This is a genomic window from Microbacterium sp. NPDC089696, from assembly GCF_044749125.1.
Classification (GTDB): Bacteria; Actinomycetota; Actinomycetes; order Actinomycetales; family Microbacteriaceae; genus Microbacterium.
The window spans coordinates 1-19989 of sequence record NZ_JBIVHF010000004.1 but is presented as its reverse complement, the minus strand read 5'-3'; the positions used below and the strand labels follow the sequence as shown (position 1 = coordinate 19989).

Sequence of the window (19989 nt, the reverse complement as noted above, 5' to 3'; positions counted from 1 at the left end):
GATCTTCCTTCGGGGTGGGGATCAGGAGGTGGGGACGGTGTCGTCGTCGAACGTGCGGTCGACATCGGCCATGTCGGGCATCGTGAGGCCGCGTCGTCCGCGGGTGACGAGGAGGTACACGAGGTAGACGATGCCGATCACCAGCATGATGCCGACGTAGAGGCGGGGCTGCTCGAACGAGACGTCGCGGAAGATCAGCAGCTCGTACACGAGCCAGACGCTCGCCAGCACGAGCACCGGCACCTCCCAGCGCCCGAGGGTGAACCCGGTGCTGGTGGGCAGCGACCGGCGCTTCACGATGTACAGGAGCACCGTCCCCGCGTAGATGATGGCCGGCAGCAGCGTGGCTGCCGAGAACAGGATGAACAGAGCATCGCTGGTGCCGCTGAAGATCGCAAGGATCGCCTGGGTGATGACGAGGTAGCCGAGCGTCGCCGCGACCGGGGTGTGCCGGGTGCGGTTGACGCGCCGCAGCATCTGCCAGGCGGGGAACCGCTCGTCGCGGGACATGGCCCAGATGAGGCGTGTCCCGCTCAGGGTGATGACGAGACCGCAGGAGAAGATCGAGATCACGACGAGCACCAGCAGGATCTTGCCCACGACGGGACCGAGGACCGAGGTGATCACGGTCGCGACGGGCGTCGCGGACTGCGCGAGGGCCGCCGTGTCACCGGCGAGGGCCGTGACCGCGATGAGGAACAGCATTCCGAGCACGCCGAGGGCGATCACGGCCTGCACCATGGCACGAGGGATGACGCGCTCAGGGTTCTTCGTCTCCTCGGCGAGGTTGGCCGCCGACTCGAATCCGACGATCGTGAACGCGCCGAGCAGGAAGGCGAGGGGGAAGGGTCCGGCGTCGGTGAGACCGCCGAAGTCCCAGTAACCGGCCTCCGCGACGGGGGCGGTCGCGAAGAGCGTCGTGAAGTCGAGACGTCCGATCGCGGCGCCGACCACGAAGAGCAGCACCGTGATGCCGATCATGCCGATGATCTGCACGGTCACGGCGACCTCGTTGACGCGGTTGGTGACCTTGGTGCTCAGCGCGACGAGGATCGCCTGCAGCAGCATCACGAGGGCCGTGATGACCCAGCAGTTCGCCGGGCTGGGGGTGTAGCCGAACAGCTCGGGGAGGATGGTCGCCGCGATCGTGTAGTCGACGGCGACCACCACGACCACGAGGAAGGCGAAGGACACCCAGCCGGTCAGCCAGCCGAGGATCGCGTTCGCGAGACGCGACACCCATTGGTAGGCGTAGCCGCTGATGGGGATCCGGGCGGCGAGCGCTCCGAAGATCAGGGCGACCATGGTCTGGCCGACCACCGCGATGGGCCAGGCCCAGATGCCGCGAGGTCCGCTGCTGTTGAGCACGGCCCCGTAGGTCGTGAAGATGCCCGTGGCGATCGACACGAAGCCGAAGGCGACCGCGAAGGAGGCGTACAGGCCCAGTTCGCGTTTCATGCGCGCGCCCGCAGGCGCTGCCGATCCCGGAGAGGGGGAAGTGGTGTCCATCGCTCGACGTCCTTTGTTCGAGTATTGGTATATACCAACGCTGGTCTATACCAACGTACGATAGAGACATGACCGGTAGCGTGTCAAGGGTGAGCATCGAGTCGCCCGAGGAGGTCCCTGCCGTCGGCGGGGGAGAGCCGGCCTACGTCCGCATCGCCGCGGAGCTGCGCTCGCGCATCCGCGCCGGCGATCCCGGCGTCGGGGACCCGCTGCCCCCGGAGCGCGAGCTGTGCGTCGAGTTCGGCGTGAGCCGCATGACGGTGCGCCGTGCCCTCGGAGTGCTCGAACGCGAGGGCCGGGTGCACCGGGAGGCGACCCGCGGGACGTTCGTGTCCGAGCCGCGCGTGCAGCTTCGGCTGGGGTCCTTCTCCCAGGAGGTGGCCCGCGCCGGTCGGCAGCCCGGCGCCGAGCTGTTCTGGGCCGAGGAGCGTGCCGCCGACGACGCGGTGGCCGACGGCCTCGGAGTCGCGGCGGGCGCAATGGTGTACGCGCTCCAGCGTCTGCGCCGCTCGGACGACGAGCCGCTCGCGCTCGAGACCACCTACTACCGGGCCGACCTCGTGCCCGGGCTTCTCGACGGCGACCTGACCGGATCGCTGTGGGAGGAGGTGCGGCGCCGCTTCGGTCTGACGCTCGCCCGCACGTCCGCGGCTCTCGAAGTCGTGGTGCTCGACGGGGAGGCCAGCGCCCACCTCGGCGGTCGCCTGGCGTCCGGAGGGCTTCAGCTCACCCGACGCACCTACCTCGACACGGGGGAGTGCCTCGAGTTCGCGATCGACGTGTACCGCGCGGACCGTGTGTCCCTCGTCATCGAGCGGGCGGTCGACGACGCGTGATCTCCGTCTACGACCTCGACGGCGTGCTCAGCCGCTCGGACACCATGGCCGCCCTCGTCTTCGCGCGGCTCCGGCGCCGCCCGTGGCTCGCGGGATCCGTGGCCCTGCTCGCGCTCGCCGCAGCTCTCGCCGGGCCCGAAGGGCGTCTGCGTCCCCGGTGCAACCGCGCGATCGTGCACCTCGCGCTCGCCGGAGTCTCCGAGGAGGAGTACCTGCAGTTGGCGGATGTCGTCGCTCGGCGTCTCGCGGCACGCAGCGGGAACGCGCCGGCGCCGGTCCTGGCGGCGTTGCGCGCCTCGGCCGCCGAGGGAGTCGTCGTCGTCAGCACCGCGACCGAACGATGGCTCGCGCAGCGCTACCTCGCCGAGGTCGGCGTCTCCGGCGTGCAGGTGCATGCCTCGCAGCTGCGCTTCCTCGCGGACGGCGCCCGGTTCGCGGCGCACAACGTCGGCGAGGCCAAGGCCGCATCGTTCCGGGCGGCGTTCCCGGAAGGGGAGATCGCTGTGCTGCACACGGATTCGGCGAGCGACCTCCCCCTCGCACGGCTGAGCGCGGAGACCGTGCTGGTGCGCCCGTCGCGCCGCACGCAGCGTGCGTTCGCCCGCGCCGGCGTCCCCTCCCGCGTCGCCGAGCACTGAGCCTCCTCTGGTCAGGCGTACGACTCGATAGATGGAAGACGTCGCGGCAGAGCATCCGTCAGCAGCGTCTTCCATCTGTCAGTGAGCGGGCTCAGCCCTGGCGGCCCTTGAAGCGCGGATTGAGCTTGTTGATCACGAAGACGCGCCCACGTCGGCGCACCACCTGCGCGCCGGGCTGGTTCTTCAGGGACTTGAGGGATGCGCGGACTTTCATGTCACGACTCCTTAATGAGAATGGTTATCATCTACAGAGTAGAGCATGACCTGATCAGAACGGAGCGCCGTGAGCACCGAGACCGTCATCGTCTGCGGGCACCGCCCAGGACCCCGTGCCCACATCGCCCGCCGCCTGGCCGAGGACCGCCGCTGTGTCGTCTCCAGCGGGGTGAGGACGGATGCCGCGCACGACTTCTCGTCCGATGCGTTGCACATCGTGCGCAACGGCCGCCCGGACCGGCTGGTCGCCGAGATCCCCTCCGAGGCGTCGCTGCTCGACACCCTCGGATCGTTCCTCGGGGACGAGGACGCGACCGTCTGCGAGGTGGTGTGCGTGGTGGCGGCTCCGCGCTTCTTCGAGGACCTGCTCGATGACGAGTACTACGCGGTGCCCGGCACCCGACCGCGTCGCCACGTCGCCCGGGCGTTGCGAATGGTGCAGCAGATCGAGCTCGCGAGCGCCCTGATCGTGACCGGTTGGGAGGAGGTGCCGACCCGCGATCTCGCGGTGCTTCTCGCTCTCCTCAGCCATCTCGCGCCGGCCGCGCAGATCGGTCTCACCCGCGCCGAGCGGGTCGGACCGGAATCGCGGTTCGACGACCACGTGCACCAGCCGGGGTGGGTGCACGCGCTCAACGACGAGCACGATCCGTTCATGCGCGACCTCCGCGTGCGGACGTTCCGCTATCAGCAGGTGCGGCCGTTCCATCCCGGTCGTCTCCACCGCGTGCTCGACGAACAGGTCGGCTCCGGCCTGTTCGGGGCTGTGCTGCGGTCCGCGGGGATGTGTCGTATCGCGACGCGGCCGGGGCTCACCGGCTCCTGGGAGCACGTCGGCCAGATGATCTCCCTCGATCCGCTCGCCCGAGACCACGGCGACGACGAGCCGCTCACGCTCGGACAGGACATCTCGTTCACCGGCATCGACATGGACGAGATCGCACTCAGCCGTGCGCTCGACGCGGCGACTCTCACGGACGAGGAGCTGCTCGCGGGCCCGGCGGCGTGGCTGACGTACGCGGACCCGTTCCCGTCGTGGGAGAGCGCCGTGCACTGAAGGGCGCAGTCCTCACGCGTCGTGTCTGCGCCCGAACCGCCCCGCGTTCTCGCTACGCTGGCGTCCGTGCGCGCACTCTCCGAGCCGGACTTCGGCGACAGCCGGGTGTTCTTCCCCGGCGACGTGTCGCGATGGAGCTCGGCTCGGCTGGCGCGACTGCTCACGGGGCGCAGCATCGAGCCGGACATCTCCGCACTGCTGGGCGCGCTCGTCGGACGGCCAGGGGAATGCGTCATCGACTTCATGATGGCGGCGGCGGGCCTCGGCGCCAGGGACGAGGGATACGACTATCACCTGCTCGACGGCTACTGGATCGTCGAGAACCGCCGTGTCGACGCCCACACCGCACGCCTCACGCGAAGGGAGCCGGACTTCCTGATCACGCGGATCCCGTACGGCGGCGATCGTCATGAACTGGTCGTCGCGGTGGAGGTGAAGGGCAGAGGCGCGGTCAACTACATCCGATGCCCGGCTGACATCCCGGAGCACCGAGGATACTCGAATCAACTCATCTGCTACGCGGCGTCCTGCTGGCTCGCGGACGACGCCGTGGGACGGGATACCCTGCGCTATGTCTGGCTGGGGCTGCGCGCAGACATGGCGCCCGGAGTGTTCCCGAGACGCGCGCTCACCGGTGATGTCAGACACGACGCGATCTGGGCGTTGAACGACGTCGATGCCATCGCCGGGTGGTGCGCTCAAGAAGCGAGCATCCCGCTGTGGCATCTCGCGTCCCTCGAGGATCTCGCCGTCGAGCTGAGTGCGGTGGATGCGTCCGTGGGGGCGATTCTCCTCGACTGGATCGAGCGACTGTGACGAGGACGCGCGTCGTGTCCGCGTGAGCCGGCTCAGCCCTGCGGATCGCGGTCCCGACGCCGTCTGAGGATCAGATCGCCGATCGTCGCGATCGACGCGCCGACCGCGTACGCGACGAGGTCGAGGGGGTCGAAGCCCGCGCCGAGGACGAGTCGAACGGGCCAGAACTCGGCGGCCCACGCCGCAGGGAGGCCGGTCAGCTGGAAGAGCTCGATCATCGTGCACAGGGCCAGCGCGCACGTGCCCAGCAGCAGGGCGGATGCTCGGGGGCGCACGAACGCGAGCAGGAGGTACACCATGACGGCGTAGAGGGCATCGCCGGCCAGGTCGGCGAGAGCCCCGCGGCCGAGAAGGTGCGTCATCAGACCGGCGGCGATGACGCCGCCCGCGACGGCGAGGAGGCGGACTCGGCGCGCTCGGGTCTTCGACGGCATCCCCTCAGCCTAGGAGGGGGCGTCAGCTCTCCGCGTGCACGTCCGAAGCGGGAACAAGAAATCCCGCGATCTCTCGCGGGATTTCATCGGTGGACCTGAGGGGACTCGAACCCCTGACCCCCTGCATGCCATGCAGGTGCGCTACCAGCTGCGCCACAGGCCCAGAACTGCTTCCGATCTCTCGGAGCAACTCAGTCAGCGTACTACACGGATCACGCGCAGCACCAATCGACGGATGCCGTCCGGGCGCGTCGCTCTCGGCGGAACAACGTCGGCCTTCACGACGTTGTGGAGAAGCGTGAGCATCCTCGACAGCGTCGTGATCGGCGCGGGGCAAGCCGGACTCTCGACGTCGTACCATCTGAGCCGGCTCGGCATCCGGCATGTCGTGCTCGATGCGGATGCCGCCCCGGGCGGCGCCTGGCAGCACCGGTGGGATGCACTGACCATGCGGGACGTGCACGGCGTCGCCGAGCTCCCGGACGACGTGCGACCGCCGCGCGACGACGAACGCGCGAACATCGCGGTGCCGCGGACATTCGCCGCCTACGAGGAAGCGCACGACCTCCCGATCGTCCGCCCGGTGCACGTCGACCGCGTGGACGATGAGGACGGCATCCTCGTGGTGCGTGCGGGCGACCGTGAATGGCGCACACGCACGCTCGTGAACGCGACCGGAACGTGGACGCATCCGTTCCTGCCGCACTATCCGGGCATGGAGACCTTCCTCGGCGAGCAGTTCCACACGGTCGAGTACCCCGGTCCCGAGCACTTCCGCGGTGAGCGCGTGCTCGTGGTCGGCGGTGGGGCATCCGCGGTGCAGTTCCTCGGAGCCCTCGCGCCGATCACCGGCACGCTGTGGGTCACGCGTGCGGAGCCCGTCTGGCGCACCGACGACTTCACTCCCGAGGCGGGCGCCGCGGCGGTCGCGCTCGTCGAGCAGCGCGTCGCGCGCGGGCTGCCGCCGCAGAGCGTCGTGAGCGTGACAGGGCTCATGCTCCGCGAGCAGGAGCGCGAAGCCGAGCGCCTCGGAGCGTACGCCGACCGCCGCCCCATGTTCGCGCGCATCGAACCCGACGGCGTGCGCTGGGCCGACGGCTCGTTCGAACGCGTCGACGCGATCCTCTGGGCCACCGGATTCCGTCCCGCGATCGGCCACCTGGCGCCGCTGCACCTGCGCAGCGCCGCGGGCGGAATCCAGCTCGACCGCGGTGGGCGCGGTACGACCGCCGTCGCGGATCCGCGCATCCAGCTCGTCGGCTACGGGCCGTCGGCCAGCACGATCGGCGCGAACCGTGCAGGGCGCTCGGCGGCGACCGGGGTCAGACGCGCCCTCGCGGCCGCCGCACTGACCGGCGCCTGACGCGTTTCCCTCCCGGCCATCGGACATCGCTACGCTGAGCGCATGTTCCGCATCGTGCTCTGGGTGATCTGGCTGCTCCTCACCGCCTGGCTCGTAATCTGGACGGGGGAGGGTCTGTTCGGCGTCGATCAGCGCACCTCGATCCTGCCGTTCGCGGGGGAGGACACGCTGATCGCACCGATCCTCATCGGCGTCGCCTGGGGCATCATCCTCACGTTCGGCATGACCTTCACCGGGCTCGGCATCCGCTCCAAGAAGATCGCGGGGGAGACGCAGATCGGCGTGGGACGGATCGTCGAGCTCGCGCCCACCGGCATGTCGATCAACGACGTTCCGCAGTACGACCTGTTCATCCGCGTGACGCCGCGCATCGGCGGCGACTTCATCGGTCAGCTGCGGGGCCTCATCCCGCCCACCGACCTCGCGATGCTGCAGATCGGCAGCCCGATCCCCGTGCGCTACAGCCCGACCGATCCGGACACGGTCGAGCTCGCCGACTTCGACCGGCCCGAGGTCCGGGAGGCGATGCTGCAGTGGCGCATCGAGAAGGGCCTCATTGACCCCAGCCGGGTGCGCGCGCGGACCACCGGCATCCAGGTCCCTGCGTCCGTGCTCGAGGTGCGCCCCACGGGTCGCCGCCTCGAAGGGCAGAGCGAGCTGACGCTGAAAGTGCTCATGGCCCCGGAGGGCGCGGCGACCTGGGAGGCGGAGACGGCGGTGTTCGCGTATCCCGACGCGATCTCGCGCTTCCAGGTCGGCTCGCCGATCTGGGCGTTCTACCGGCGGGAGGATCCCCACACCGTGGCCGTGACGATCGAGAAGGAGCCCGGTCGATGAACCCCCTGGACACGTTCTTCTGGCTGCTGAACTTCCCGGCGGCGCACGGCTACGCGATGGTGTTCATCGCGGGGTTCTCGATCCTCGGTCTCTTCGCGATGTCGACGAGCGGCGGGGTGGTGCGGAGGACGACTTCGCTGCGGAGCGTCCGCGAGCGGGAGGGGCTCGCCGTCGCCGAGGCCGCTCCGCGCGGGGAGGTCGGCGGTCGCATCCTCCGCATCGTCTTCCGCGTGCTGGCGTTCGTCATGCTCGCGAACCTCGTGATCGGCATCCTCAGCTTGACCGGGGTGCCGCTCACCCGTGCGTACATCTACGAGAACGGCCAGCCGACGACCGGCACGAAGGACGGCGACTGGATCACGTTCACGACCGCCGACGGCGTCGAGTACACGATCGAGAGCAACTTCTTCACCCCGGCCGTGTATCCGGACAGGGACGCGTACATCTCCGGCGAGCAGGTCGTCGTGCGCTATCTCCCCGGGCACCCGCAGGCGTTCGTGATCGACAGCTCGCAGGGGCCGCGCTGAGTCGTCCCCCCGGTGCCCGAGTCGGCGATCGCGCGTAGGGTGAAGGCATGTCGCGCATCATCGTCTTCGGCGGCCACGGCCGCATCGCCCTGCTGCTCGCCCCGCTTCTCGTCGCCCGCGGCGACGAGGTGACCGCGGTCATCCGCAACCCCGATCACGTCGCCGAGGTCGAACAGACCGGCGCCCATGCGCTGGTCGCCGACATCGAGAACCTCGACACGCCCGGCCTGGCAGAGATCATCGAAGGCCACGACGCCGTCGTCTGGTCGGCCGGTGCCGGCGGAGGCTCGCCCGAGCGCACCTACGCGGTCGATCGCGATGCCGCGATCCGCAGCATGGACGCCGCGGCGGATGCCGGGGTGCGCCGCTACGTCATGGTGTCGTGGCTCGGGTCCACCGCCGACCACGGCGTGCCCGAGGGCGATTCGTTCTTCCCCTACGCCGACGCGAAGTGGGCGGCCGACGAGCATCTCCGCTCGACCGACCTCGACGGCACGATCCTCGGTCCGGGCACGCTCACCTTCGACGAGCCCACAGGGCGCATCCTCGTCGACCCCGAGGGGCGCGGCGAGGTGTCGCGCGCCGACGTGGCCCACGTGATCGCCGAGACCCTCGGAAACCCGTCCACGTACGGGCGGACGATCCGTTTCGGGAACGGCACCGCCGAGACGTCGACGCCGATCGCCGACGCACTCGACGCCTGAGCCATGCGCGCAGGCCGGGTCGGAGCGCTCCTGACGGCGGCCGTCGTCGGTGTCGGGGTGCTGCTGATCGGAGCGGCTGCCGGGGGTGGCGCATCCGCTGCCCCGGCGCCTTCGCCGGCCTCGGACGCAGGCTCCGCGGGAGCGCACGCCGCCGCACTGGTCGCCGACATGTCGACCGAGCAGCAGGCCGCGTCGGTCGTGATGGGTCACATCCCGACCACGGACGTGACGGAGCTCGGCGCCTACATGCAGCAGGGACTGGGCGGCTTCCTGCTCATGGGGGCGAACGTCCCCGAGGACGAGTCGCAGCTCGTCGCTCTCACCGCCGCGCTCACGATCGATCCGGCGCTCCCGCCCCTCGTCGCGATCGACCAGGAGGGCGGGATCGTCTCGCGCCTCGGAAGCGACGAGTACCCGGCGTCCACGACGCTCAAGTCCCTGCCTGCCGCCGCGACCTCGGCGGCGTTCTCGGCGCGTGCCGCGCTCGTGGTGCGCTCCGGGATCGACGTGAACTTCGGCACGGTCGCCGACGTTCCGGCGGATCCCGACTCGTTCATCTTCGGACGTGCCCTGGGGGCGGATCCCGCGTCTTCCGCCGAGCGGGTCGTGGCGGCCACGACAGCTCAGGAACCGGTGCTCGCATCGACTCTGAAGCATTTTCCGGGGCACGGCGCGGCACCGGGGGACTCCCATCACGCGATCCCGACGACCGACGAGACGCTCGACGAGTGGCGTGCGAGCGATGCGGTCCCCTTCATCGCCGGCATCGACGCCGGGGCGTCGCTGCTCATGTTCGGCCATCTCGCGTACACCGCGGTGGACCCCGCGCCGGCATCGCTCTCGCCGGCCTGGCACGCGATCGCGCGCGATGAACTGGGGTTCGACGGGGTCATCGTGACCGACGACCTGGGGATGCTCCAGTCCTCGGGCATCCCGGAGTACGCCGATCCGGTGGCGAACGCCGTGGCCGCCCTGGCCGCCGGCAGCGACCTGCTCCTGATGGTCGCGGGCTCGACCCCCGACACAGCGGGCGACATGGTCGCGGGCATCACGGCCGCGGTCGAGGCGGGCGCGCTCCCGGCCGATCGGCTGGCGGACGCGGCGACGCGCGTGATGACCCTGCGACTCCAGAACGCGGCGGCACCCGCGCAGTGGTCCGTGTGCGCGGACTGCGAGCCGGCGACCTGAGCGCGGATCAGGCCGCCGCGGTCGACGCCCCGAGCCAGGCCTCGAGCAGTCGGGCCCGGAGCACGGCGCCCCGATCCGCGAACAGCCGCTGCCGGCGCACGTACTCGGCTTTCCCCTCCGGCGTCTCGATCGCGACCGGGACGACCTCCCAGGCGGCGAGGTCGTAGGGCGCGGCCTGCATGTCGAGCAGCCGGATGTCGCGGGCCAGCTCGAACGCGTCGAGCAGAAGCTCACCCGGGATGAGCGGGCCGAGCTTCAGCGCCCACTTGTACAGGTCCATGCCCGCGTGCAGACATCCCGGCTGCTCGAACAGCGGCTGGTCGTCGCGAGTCAACGCGGTGCGGTTGCGCGGCACGGCCTCGGGAGTGAAGAAGCGGAACGCGTCGAAATGCGTGCAGCGCAGCTCGTGACCCTCGACGACACGATCGGTGCCCTCCTGGCCGAGGCGCAGCGGAACGGGATGCCGATGCTCCTCGGCCCGGTACACCATGGCCCATTCGTGCAGGCCGAAGCAGCCGAACTGTCCGGGCCGGGAGGCGGTGCGTCGCAGCATCCGCTCGATGAGATCCGCGAGCTCGGTCTTCTCCTGTGCGAAGGCTCGCGCGTCGGGCACGGCGCCGTCCGCGCTCTCGCCGGGGGCGTACCACCGCCAGGCGCGTCGCTCGACCGCATCCTCCAGCTCGACACCCGCGCCCGGGTGCCAACGCCGCAGCTGGGCCGGCTTGTAGGAGTAGTAGGTGAACAGGAAGTCCCAGACCGGATGCTTCTCGCCGCGGCTCGCGCGGTCGCGGTGCTCCGCGGTGAGCGCGTCCGCCCGGTCGTGGTGAGCCCGCTCCCGCTCCTGCCATTCGGTGCGCGAGAGGGACATGTCAGTCGAGGATGCCGGCTTCGCCGAGCAGGTCGCGAAGCCCGGCGCCGTCCTCCGCGCTCACCCAGGGGGCGACGTCGACGGAGTGCGGCTCACGTCCGGCCCGACCACCCGCGAGCACGGCCTCCGCGGGGAGCAGGCGGCGGATCGCCACGCCGGCGACGGAGTCGGGGTGCTCCTCCATGAACTCGGAGTAGATCGCCTCGTCGTGCTGTCCGTCGTCGCCGATCAGGAGCCACTTCACGTGCGGGAACTCGGCCGCCAGGCGGCGCAGGTTCGTGAGCTTGTGCTCGCGGCCGCTGCGGAACCAGCGATCGTGGGTCGGGCCCCAGTCGGTCAGGAGCATGGACCCCGCGGGGAAGAGATGCCGTCCGAGGAACCGTCGCAGTGTCGGAGCCACGTTCCACGCGCCCGTGGAGAGGTAGACCATCGGGGCGCCGGGATGCTGACGCAGCAGCTGGTCGAGCAGGACGGCCATCCCGGGCACGGGCAGTCGTGCGTGCTCGTCGACCACGAAGGAGTTCCACGCCGCGATGAACGGACGGGGGAGGGCCGTGACCATCACGGTGTCGTCGACGTCCGAGAGGACGCCGAAGCGCGTGTCCTCCGCCACGATGAACGCCGTCGCCTCGACGGGGTCCTGGCCCTCCACGGAGAAGGTGAACGTCTGCCACCCGGACTCGAGCTCGGCGTCGACGACCGCGTCCACGACGCCGCCCCGATCCGCGACCACGTGGTGCACCGAATCCCCGATCCGCACCGTGACCTTCGCGAAGCTCACCGGGATGCCGACGAAGCTGCGCCAGCCGCGCACGCTGGCGGGCTCGCCGTCCTTCGTGCTGCGCTGCGGAGGCACGATCAGGACACGGCCGACGACCCGCACCCAACCGGGACCGCCGTATCCGGGGAAGGGCAGGATCGTGGCGCTGCGCCCGTGACGGCGCGCTCGGCCCTCCCGCCACACGTGGAAGCGGTGCTCGAGGCGCGCGAACCAGTGGATCCGGGGCGCCGGGGGTGCGGAAGCCATTGCTTCAGTCTTTCACGTCCGCACTGCTCTGCGCGTCCGCGTCGGGGGCGTCGATATGCCGGGACTCCATGCGGGTGAGGAGCTTCTTGCCCAGGAAGACGAGCAGGAGGAACGCCGCGATGACGCCGACGAAGATGTAGCCGGCGTAGTGCACCCTGTCGACGAGCTCGCGGAAGCTGCCCGCGGCGAGAGACGTGATGCTCACGTAGGCGGCCGCCCAGAGCAGGCACGCGGGAGCGGTCCAGGCGAGGAAGCGGCGATACGAGTAGTGGCTCATGCCCACGGTCAGCGGGACGAGGGAGTGCAGCACGGGGAGGAAGCGGGAGAGGAAGATCGCGATGCCCCCGCGCCGGGCCAGATAGTTCTCCGCGCGGACCCAGTTGGTCTCGCCCACGCGGCGACCCACCCAGGAGTGACGGATGTGCGGGCCGAGCCAGCGCCCGAGCCAGAACCCGATGCTCTCGCCGATCAGCGCGCCGACGACGACCGCCAGCACCATGGCGATGCCCTCGACGGGGCTCGCGACACCCATGGAGGCGATGATCACCACGGTGTCGCCGGGGACGATCAGGCCGATCAGGACGCTGGTCTCGAGCATGACCGCGACCCCCGCGATGAGCGTGCGCGTCACCGGGTCGATCGACTGGATCACGTCGAACAGCCACAGCAGGAGGTCGTCCACCCTCCGAGACTACGGGAGAGCCCGCGCCCTAGGCTGAGAACGTGTCCGAGCGTCTCCACAGCCGGCTCCTCGCCCGAGCCGTCGACCCCGAAGCGGTCTTCCTCGCGATCGAGAGGTCCGAGACCGAGGTGTTCTGGCTGGATGCCGGAGCCGCGGCGACCGAGGGGTGGAGCTATGTGGGCGCGGGGGAGCGTGCGGCTTTCCCCGCGGACGTGCGCCTCGACGGGGACGTCGACGCGAAGGGCCCGGAGACGACACCGCCGTTCCGCGGAGGCTGGGTCGGCTGGCAGGACTACGAGAGCGGCGCCTCCGCGGCCGGCGCGCCCGTCGCCGAGACCGGGTCGTCCGGTGGGGCGTGGATGCGGGTCACGCGCCTTCTCGCGGTCGAGCATGCGACCGGCTCCGCCTGGGTGCTCGCCGCCGCCGACGACCTCGCGGCATGGGAGGAGGCGGTCGTCGCCGCGCGACCATCGATCCCGGTGCCCCCGGCTCCGGCGGCGCGGGCTGCGGAGGCCCGTCACACGCCGGTCGCCTACCGGGACCTCATCGAGCGCTGCCGCCGGCTCATCCGCGCGGGTATCGCGTATCAGCTGTGCCTCACGACCAGGTTCACGGTGCCGGGCGACCACGACGCCGTCGCCGTGTACAGACGTCTCCGCACGGCCACGCCCGCTCATCACGGCGGCTTCCTCCGCATCGGCGGCCGGTCGCTGCTCAGCGCCAGTCCCGAGCAGTTCCTGCACGCCGAGGCCGGTCTGATCCGTACACGCCCCATCAAAGGGACCCGTCCGCGCGGGGACGACCCCCAGCAGGACGCCGCCCTCGCCGCCGAGCTCGCCGTCGACGAGAAGGAGCGCGCCGAGAACGTCATGATCGTCGACCTCATGCGCAACGACCTCTCGCGGGTGTGCGAGCCCGGCTCCATCCGTGTCGACGCGCTCTGGGCGGTCGAGACCTACCCGGCCGTGCACCAGCTCGTCAGCACGGTCAGCGGCACGCTCTCTCCGGGCATCGACGTCGGTGCGCTGTTCGCGGCGACGTTCCCCGCCGGCAGCATGACCGGCGCGCCCAAGCTCTCCGCGATGACGCGGCTCCACGAGCTCGAGGACGGTGCCCGCGGGGTCTACGCCGGCTGTTTCGGCTACGTCGGCGACCACGGGCAGCTCGACCTCGCGATGGTCATCCGCAGCATCCTCGTGGACGGCGACGGGGCCGTGGTCGGCGCCGGGGGCGGCATCACCTGGCGCTCGGTCGCGGCATCCGAGGTCGCCGAGGTCGCGACCAAGGCGCGCGCGCCCCTCGCGGCGCTGGGGGCGGACACGCCTGTGGCCTGGGCTTCCGATATCCTGAACTGATCCCCTTTTCCCTCCAGATTGGTCGTGCGTTCGTTGTCTGAGAACCTGTCCACCTCTCCCGTCGACGAGGAGACCTCCTCGCCGCACGCCATCCAGGCCAAGTGGCAGAAGTACTGGGCGGAGAACGGCACGTTCCTCACGGGCGGCGGCGACGACAAGCGGCCGCGCCGCTACGTCCTCGCGATGTTCCCGTACCCCTCGGGGGATCTGCACATGGGGCACGCGGAGAACTACCTCTACTCGGATATCGTCGCGCGCTTCTGGCGGCACCGCGGCCACAACGTCCTGAACCCCATCGGATGGGACTCGTTCGGTCTGCCCGCCGAGAACGCGGCGATCCGCCAGGGCGCGGACCCGCGCGAGTGGACGTACCAGAACATCGCCCAGCAGAAGGTGGGCTTCGAGCAGTACGGCGTCTCCTTCGACTGGAGCCGTGTGCTCCACACGTCCGACCCCGAGTACTACCACTGGAACCAGTGGCTGTTCCTGAAGCTGCACGAGCGCGGGCTGGCGTATCGCAAGAAGAGCCCGGTCAACTGGTGCCCCAACGACCAGACGGTGCTCGCGAACGAGCAGGTCGTCGACGGACGCTGCGACCGCTGCGGCGCCGAGGTCGTGAAGAAGAAGCTCACGCAGTGGTACTTCCGCATCACGGACTACGCCGATCGCCTGCTCGACGACCTCAACCAGCTCGAGGGACGCTGGCCGCACAAGGTGCTGCAGATGCAGCGCAACTGGATCGGCCGCTCGGTCGGCGCCGACGTGGACTTCCGCATCGAGGGACGCGACGAGCCGGTCACGGTGTTCTCGACGCGCCCCGACACCCTGCACGGAGCGACGTTCTTCGTCGTCGCGCCCGACGGCGACCTGGCGACCGAGATCGCGGCCGAGGCGCCGGATGCCGTGCGCGAGCGCTTCTCGGCGTACCTCGCCGACGTGCAGAAGACCACGGACATCGACCGCCAGTCGACCGACCGCCCGAAGACCGGCGTCTTCCTGGAGCGCTACGCGATCAACCCGGTCAACGGCGAGAAGCTGCCGATCTGGGCCGCCGACTACGTGCTGGCCGACTACGGTCACGGCGCTGTCATGGCCGTGCCCGCGCACGACCAGCGCGACCTCGACTTCGCCCGCGCCTTCGATCTGCCGGTCAAGGTGGTCGTCGACACGACGGCACCGATCACCGGAGCGATGCCCGTGATCGAGGTCGACGAGGAGGGCGTGCCGATCGACACCGCCGCCGCGCTCGACGAGCAGAACCCGGCCTCCACGGGGATCGCGCTCACCGGCGACGGCCGCATGATCAACTCCGGGCCTCTGAACGGACTCTCGAAGCGCAACGCGATCGCACGGGCGATCGAGCAGCTCGAGGCGTCCGGCACGGGCCGTGCCGCGAAGAACTACCGTCTGCGCGACTGGCTGATCTCGCGTCAGCGCTTCTGGGGCACGCCGATCCCGATGCTGCACGCCGAGGACGGATCGATCATCCCGGTCGCGGAGGACAAGCTGCCCGTCACGCTTCCGAGCGTCGAGGGGCTCGACCTGAAGCCGAAGGGCACGTCGCCGCTGGGTGGCGCCGAGAGTTGGGTGCGCACGGTCGACCCGGGCTCCGGTGAGCCGGTGCTGCGCGATCCCGACACGATGGACACGTTCGTCGACAGCTCCTGGTACTTCCTGCGCTTCCTCTCGCCGAACAGCGACACCGTGGCGTTCGACCCGGCCGAGGCCGCGCGCTGGGCGCCGGTCGACTCGTACATCGGCGGTGTCGAGCACGCGATCCTGCATCTGCTGTACGCGCGCTTCATCACGAAGGTCCTGTTCGACATGGGGCTGATCGACTTCACGGAGCCGTTCTCGAACCTGATCAACCAGGGAATGGTCCTGCTCGACGGCCAGAAGATGTCGAAGAGCAAGGGCAACCTTGTCCTGTTCCAGGAGGAGCTCGACGCGCACGGCGCGGATGCGCTGCGTGTGGGTCTGGCCTTCGCCGGCCCGGTCGAGGACGACAAGGACTGGGCCGACGTCTCGACGACCGGGGCCCAGAAGTTCCTGTCGCGGGCGATGCGCATCGCGCACGAGGTCACGAGCGATGTCGACGTGGTGTTCGACGGCGGCGACGCCGCGCTTCGCCGCGCCACGCACAAGCTCCTGGCCGAGGCCCCTGGCCTGGTCGAGCAGACGAAGTTCAACGTGCTCGTCGCACGTCTGATGGAGCTCGTCAACGTCACCCGCAAGACGATCGACGGCGCCGCCGGCGCGGGCGACCCGGCCGTGCGCGAAGCGATCGAGACGGTCGCGGTCATGCTCGACCTGATCGCTCCGCACACCGCGGAGGAGATGTGGGAGACGCTCGGCCATGAGCCCTCGGTCGGACTCGTCACCTGGCGCTCCGCCGACCCCGTGCTGCTCGTCGAGGACTCCGTCACCGCGGTCGTGCAGGTCGGCGGCAAGGTCCGGGCGCAGCTCGAGGTGCCGGCGCGGATCGGCGAGGCGGAGCTCGAGGCGCTCGCCCGGGCGGACGAGCGCGTGATCCGGTCGATCGGCGACCGGGAGATCGTCAAGGTCGTCGTGCGGGCGCCGAAGATCGTCAGCATCGTCGTCAAGTAGTCGAGAGGTGCAGGAGCGGTCGCGGACTGCTCCTGCACAGTCACCGGCCGTCGAGGCTTCTGCACCGCCGGCGCCAGCACGCTGTCTCTGACCCCGGCGTCGTCTCCACGCGCGCCTAGCGTGGCGGGATGCCCGAGGAGAACGCCCCGCCGCCGCGCCGCCTGCGTCTGAGCATCGGCGCGGCCGTCGTCGTGGCGCTCGTCGTCCTGTCCGGCGCTGTCGGGCTCGGGCTGCTGCGCGGACAGGCGGCGCCCGCCGAGTCGATCCCGTTGTCGACGCCCGGCTCCACGGTCGAGAGCTCGGGCGAGCTGTACGTCCACGTCCTCGGAGCGGTCGAGGCGCCGGGACTGTACGTCCTGTCGCCGGGTGCGCGTCTCGTCGACGCGGTCGGGGCCGCCGGCGGGACGAGGGACGACGCCGACCTCGCGGCCGTCAACCTCGCACGGGTCCTGACGGACGGCGAGCAGGTGGTCGTCCCGGTGCTCGGAGCGGCAGCGGCGATCCCAGGGGGAGCCGCGGCGGCGGACGACGGACTGATCGATCTCAACACCGCTGATCAGGCGGCGCTCGAGACGCTTCCGCGCATCGGCCCGGCTCTGGCGCAGCGGATCCTCGACTGGCGGGAGGAGAACGGCCGCTTCCGCTCCGTCGACGACCTGCTCGGCGTGCCCGGCATCGGAGAGAAGCTGCTGGCGGGGATCCGCGACGGGGTGCGCGTGTGAGACGTGACCTGCGCCTGCTGCCGATCGCCGGCGGCGCCTGGGCCGCCGCCGTGATCTGCGTGTTCGTGCCATGGGCGGGGGTGGCGAGCGTGGCCGCGGGGATGCTCGGCGCCGTCGTGTGCGGATTCGTGCTCGGGAGCCGCCGGCAGCGTCATCGCGCGGCGGTGTGGGGTGTGCTGCTCGTGGTCTGTGCGGTGGGCGCGGCGGTGTCGCTCACCGCTGCCGTCGCAGGGCCGGGGCGCGAGAGCGCGTCCTCCTGGGGCGGACGAGTCGTCGAGGCGACGGGCGAGATCACCTCGTCGGCATCGGTCGGGAGGGACGGGCGCCTGTGGATCGAGGTGCTGCTGACGGGGATCGGCCCGCCGGGGGAGATGCACCCCCTGAACGCTCCCGCGCGGATCGGCATTGATCCCGGGGACGGCTTCGACCTCGGAGCGTTCGTGCGCGTCACGGGGGAGGCCGAGACGACGGAGGCGGGTGAGCGTGCGGCACTGGTGGTGTTCGCGAGCTCTGCGTCGATCGAGCGCCCCGCGTCGGGGGTGTTCGCCGTCGCGTCAGGGCTGCGGCTCGCCTTCGTCGAGCGCTCGCTCCGGCTGCCTGCTCCCGGGGCGGCGCTGCTGCCGGGACTCGCGGTGGGTGATACGCGCGCCGTCTCGCCCGAGCTGAACGACGCGATGCGCACGAGCGGCCTGAGTCACCTGACGGCCGTCAGCGGGGCGAACTGCGCCATCGTCGTCGGCGCCGTGTTCTGGCTCGCGGCGCTGTGCGGAGCCGGCCGGGGTCTCCGGGTCGTGCTCGCGGCGCTGGCGCTCGCGGGCTTCGTGGTGCTCGTGACGCCGGAGCCCAGCGTGATCCGCGCGGCGGTCATGGCGGGAGTCGCGATGGTCGCGATCCTCCTGGGGCGCCCGAGCGTCGGCGCGGGGATGCTCGCGCTCAGCGCGACCGGGATACTCCTCGTCGATCCCTGGCTCGCCGCCACTCCGGGTTTCGCGCTCTCGGTCGTCGCCTCCGGTGCGCTCATCCTCCTCGCACCGGCGCTCGCCCGAGGTCTCACCCGCTGGATGCCTGGTCCGCTCGCGCTCGCGATCGCCGTGCCGATCGCGGCGCAGCTCGCGTGCGGGCCGATCATCGCGCTCTTCGCCGAGCAGCAGTCCCTCATCGGAGTGGCCGCCAACCTGCTCGCCGCGCCGGCAGCCCCGATCGTGACGGTGATCGGTCTCCTCGCCTGTCTCGCCGCCCCGGTTCCACCGCTCGCGGATCTTCTCGCGGCGTCGGCCTGGTTGCCCGCCGCGTGGATCGCCGCCACGGCAGAAGTCGGGGCGGGTCTGCCGTTCGCCGAGGTGCTCGTGCCGTCCGGTGCGCTCACGGCGGCGCTTGTCGCCGTGGTGAGCGCGGCGGTCGCGGTCGTGCTCGCCGGCGGACCCCGGCGTCAGCCGATCCTGCGTGCCGTGGCGGCGACGGTGCTCTCCGTGGTGATGGCGCTCGGGGCGGCGCACATCGTGCTCTCCGGCCCCCTGTCGACCATGACGACCCCTGCGAGCTGGGTCATCGCGATGTGCGACATCGGGCAGGGCGACGCGGTGGTCGTGCGTGCGGGGCAGCGGACCGCCCTGATCGACACAGGACCGGACCCCGCGCCGCTCGACGCGTGTCTGCGTGCGCTCGGCGTCCACCGCCTCGACCTGCTCGTGCTCACGCATTTCGATCTCGACCACGTGGGCGGTGTCGACGCGGTGCGCGGTCGCGTCGACGTCGTGCTGCACGGACCGACGGGAGAGCAGGCCGATCAGGAGATGCTCGCGATGTTCGCCGAGGCCGGTGCGCGGATCGAGCAGGGGGTGGCGGGAATGCGGGGCACGCTCGGAGAAACCTCCTGGCGCGTGCTCTGGCCAGCTCGGGAAGAGCGTGCCTTCGCACCGGGCAACGATCTCAGCGTGGTGGTGGAGTTCGAGGGCGGCGGCATTCCCCGATCCCTGTTCCTCGGGGACCTGTCGGCCGAGGCTCAGGCCGTGCTACTGCGCTCGGGGCGGGTCGACGGTGTGTACCCGGTCGTGAAGGTCTCGCATCATGGGAGTGGCGATCAGGATCCTGCGCTGTACGCGCAGGTCGGCGCGACGGTCGGTCTGATCGGCGTCGGCGCGGACAACGACTACGGGCATCCCCATGCCGACACTCTCGCGGTGCTTGCGGGGGCGGGCACCCACGCCCTGCGCACGGATCAGCAGGGGCGGGTGCTATTGGGTGTCCGCGACGGGCGGCTCGAGATCTGGACCGAGCGCGGGCCGCCGTGAGGTCCCCCGTTCCGTATCGGTATTCCGTTTGAGTTTCGAATGTTTGTTCTAGACTGGGGGTATGAGTTCTTCGCATCTGCTCCCGCTCTTGGAGGCCGTTCACGGCCTTGAGGTGGCGTGGGGTGATGCGGGGAACGGGGCGGAGTTGTCGCGGTCGCAGCTGGTCGCGGCGCATGACGCGGTGGGGGTGTTGCAGCGCCGGTTGGATGGTGTGCACGCGGAGATCGCGGCGGGTATCGCGCGGGAGTCGCGGCCGGAGTTGGGTGCGGGCGGGTTGGCGAAGGAGCAGGGTTTCCGGTCGCCGGCGGCGAT

The 19989-nt window shown here is 70.7% G+C and carries 19 protein-coding genes, 1 tRNA gene and 1 pseudogene; 14 read left to right on the top strand and 7 right to left on the bottom strand.

The window, feature by feature from the left end:
• Nucleotides 1-21 precede the first annotated feature (21 nt).
• A complete protein-coding gene (locus ACIPY8_RS17655) occupies nucleotides 22-1458 on the bottom strand; it encodes an APC family permease (RefSeq protein ID WP_400821021.1) in 1437 nt (478 codons plus the stop codon).
• 140 nt (nucleotides 1459-1598) lie between these two features.
• Between ACIPY8_RS17655 and ACIPY8_RS17650 the strand changes: the two genes are divergently transcribed.
• Nucleotides 1599-2345, top strand: coding sequence for a GntR family transcriptional regulator (locus ACIPY8_RS17650; RefSeq protein WP_400821019.1), 747 nt, complete (start codon nucleotides 1599-1601; stop codon nucleotides 2343-2345).
• On the top strand, nucleotides 2342-2983 hold the full coding sequence (locus tag ACIPY8_RS17645; protein WP_400821016.1) for a haloacid dehalogenase-like hydrolase: 642 nt from the start codon (nucleotides 2342-2344) through the stop codon (nucleotides 2981-2983). The genes ACIPY8_RS17650 and ACIPY8_RS17645 overlap by 4 nt, the downstream gene beginning before the upstream one ends.
• 91 nt (nucleotides 2984-3074) lie before the next feature.
• On the opposite strand, the gene ykgO is transcribed toward ACIPY8_RS17645, so the two are convergent.
• Nucleotides 3075-3197 (bottom strand): type B 50S ribosomal protein L36, encoded by a 123-nt coding sequence (gene ykgO / locus ACIPY8_RS17640; protein WP_036311902.1) that lies wholly within the window; start codon nucleotides 3195-3197, stop codon nucleotides 3075-3077.
• A 69-nt stretch (nucleotides 3198-3266) separates the two neighbouring features.
• Here ykgO and ACIPY8_RS17635 point away from each other — a divergent pair, with 69 nt between their 5' ends.
• Complete coding sequence (locus ACIPY8_RS17635) at nucleotides 3267-4256, top strand: GTP-binding protein (protein ID WP_400821013.1); 990 nt, start codon at nucleotides 3267-3269, stop codon at nucleotides 4254-4256.
• Nucleotides 4257-4322: 66 nt separating this feature from the next.
• Nucleotides 4323-5072 carry a hypothetical protein gene (locus ACIPY8_RS17630; protein WP_400821010.1) on the top strand — a complete coding sequence of 250 codons (750 nt, stop codon included), beginning with the start codon at nucleotides 4323-4325 and terminating at the stop codon, nucleotides 5070-5072.
• A 32-nt stretch (nucleotides 5073-5104) separates the two neighbouring features.
• Here the strand turns inward: ACIPY8_RS17630 and ACIPY8_RS17625 are convergent, their stop codons facing one another.
• Entirely contained in the window at nucleotides 5105-5506 is a 402-nt protein-coding gene (locus ACIPY8_RS17625) for a DUF2809 domain-containing protein (RefSeq protein WP_400821007.1), read from the bottom strand.
• 90 nt (nucleotides 5507-5596) lie between these two features.
• Nucleotides 5597-5669, bottom strand: a tRNA-Ala gene (locus ACIPY8_RS17620).
• A gap of 135 nt (nucleotides 5670-5804) precedes the next feature.
• Here ACIPY8_RS17620 and ACIPY8_RS17615 point away from each other — a divergent pair.
• The 5 genes from ACIPY8_RS17615 to ACIPY8_RS17595 are packed head-to-tail and all read left to right on the top strand — an operon-like array spanning nucleotide 5805 to nucleotide 10125.
• The gene (locus ACIPY8_RS17615; RefSeq protein WP_400821004.1) at nucleotides 5805-6869 is read left to right on the top strand and encodes a flavin-containing monooxygenase; all 1065 of its coding nucleotides are present in this window, start codon (nucleotides 5805-5807) and stop codon (nucleotides 6867-6869) included.
• Between the two features lie 42 nt (nucleotides 6870-6911).
• A complete protein-coding gene (locus ACIPY8_RS17610; protein WP_400821002.1) occupies nucleotides 6912-7706 on the top strand; it encodes a hypothetical protein in 795 nt (264 codons plus the stop codon).
• A complete protein-coding gene (locus ACIPY8_RS17605) occupies nucleotides 7703-8233 on the top strand; it encodes a hypothetical protein (RefSeq protein ID WP_400821000.1) in 531 nt (176 codons plus the stop codon). Before ACIPY8_RS17610 ends, ACIPY8_RS17605 begins: the two co-directional genes overlap by 4 nt.
• 47 nt (nucleotides 8234-8280) lie before the next feature.
• A complete protein-coding gene (locus ACIPY8_RS17600; RefSeq protein ID WP_400820998.1) occupies nucleotides 8281-8937 on the top strand; it encodes an SDR family oxidoreductase in 657 nt (218 codons plus the stop codon).
• 3 nt (nucleotides 8938-8940) lie between these two features.
• Nucleotides 8941-10125, top strand: a complete 1185-nt coding sequence (locus ACIPY8_RS17595) for a glycoside hydrolase family 3 N-terminal domain-containing protein (RefSeq protein ID WP_400820996.1) — start codon at nucleotides 8941-8943, stop codon at nucleotides 10123-10125.
• Nucleotides 10126-10132: 7 nt separating this feature from the next.
• Here ACIPY8_RS17595 and ACIPY8_RS17590 read toward each other — a convergent pair whose 3' ends face one another.
• The 3 genes from ACIPY8_RS17590 to ACIPY8_RS17580 are packed head-to-tail and all read right to left on the bottom strand — an operon-like array spanning nucleotide 10133 to nucleotide 12702.
• Nucleotides 10133-10993, bottom strand: a complete 861-nt coding sequence (locus tag ACIPY8_RS17590; protein WP_400820993.1) for a 3-methyladenine DNA glycosylase — start codon at nucleotides 10991-10993, stop codon at nucleotides 10133-10135.
• Nucleotide 10994: 1 nt separating this feature from the next.
• Nucleotides 10995-12020, bottom strand: coding sequence for an App1 family protein (locus ACIPY8_RS17585; RefSeq protein ID WP_400820991.1), 1026 nt, complete (start codon nucleotides 12018-12020; stop codon nucleotides 10995-10997).
• 4 nt (nucleotides 12021-12024) lie between these two features.
• Nucleotides 12025-12702 (bottom strand): DedA family protein, encoded by a 678-nt coding sequence (locus ACIPY8_RS17580; protein WP_400820988.1) that lies wholly within the window; start codon nucleotides 12700-12702, stop codon nucleotides 12025-12027.
• 41 nt (nucleotides 12703-12743) lie between these two features.
• Between ACIPY8_RS17580 and ACIPY8_RS17575 the strand changes: the two genes are divergently transcribed.
• The 5 genes and pseudogenes from ACIPY8_RS17575 to ACIPY8_RS17555 form a co-directional block, all read left to right on the top strand.
• On the top strand, nucleotides 12744-14057 hold the full coding sequence (locus tag ACIPY8_RS17575; protein ID WP_400820985.1) for an anthranilate synthase component I family protein: 1314 nt from the start codon (nucleotides 12744-12746) through the stop codon (nucleotides 14055-14057).
• A gap of 33 nt (nucleotides 14058-14090) precedes the next feature.
• A complete protein-coding gene (leuS, locus tag ACIPY8_RS17570; protein WP_400820982.1) occupies nucleotides 14091-16664 on the top strand; it encodes a leucine--tRNA ligase in 2574 nt (857 codons plus the stop codon).
• Between the two features lie 128 nt (nucleotides 16665-16792).
• Entirely contained in the window at nucleotides 16793-17386 is a 594-nt protein-coding gene (locus tag ACIPY8_RS17565; protein WP_400820979.1) for a helix-hairpin-helix domain-containing protein, read from the top strand.
• Nucleotides 17383-19677: a ComEC/Rec2 family competence protein gene (locus ACIPY8_RS17560; RefSeq protein WP_400820977.1), complete on the top strand. Its 2295-nt coding sequence runs from the start codon at nucleotides 17383-17385 to the stop codon at nucleotides 19675-19677. Before ACIPY8_RS17565 ends, ACIPY8_RS17560 begins: the two co-directional genes overlap by 4 nt.
• A 61-nt stretch (nucleotides 19678-19738) precedes the next feature.
• Nucleotides 19739-19989: pseudogene (locus ACIPY8_RS17555) on the top strand (HNH endonuclease); the annotation flags it as partial.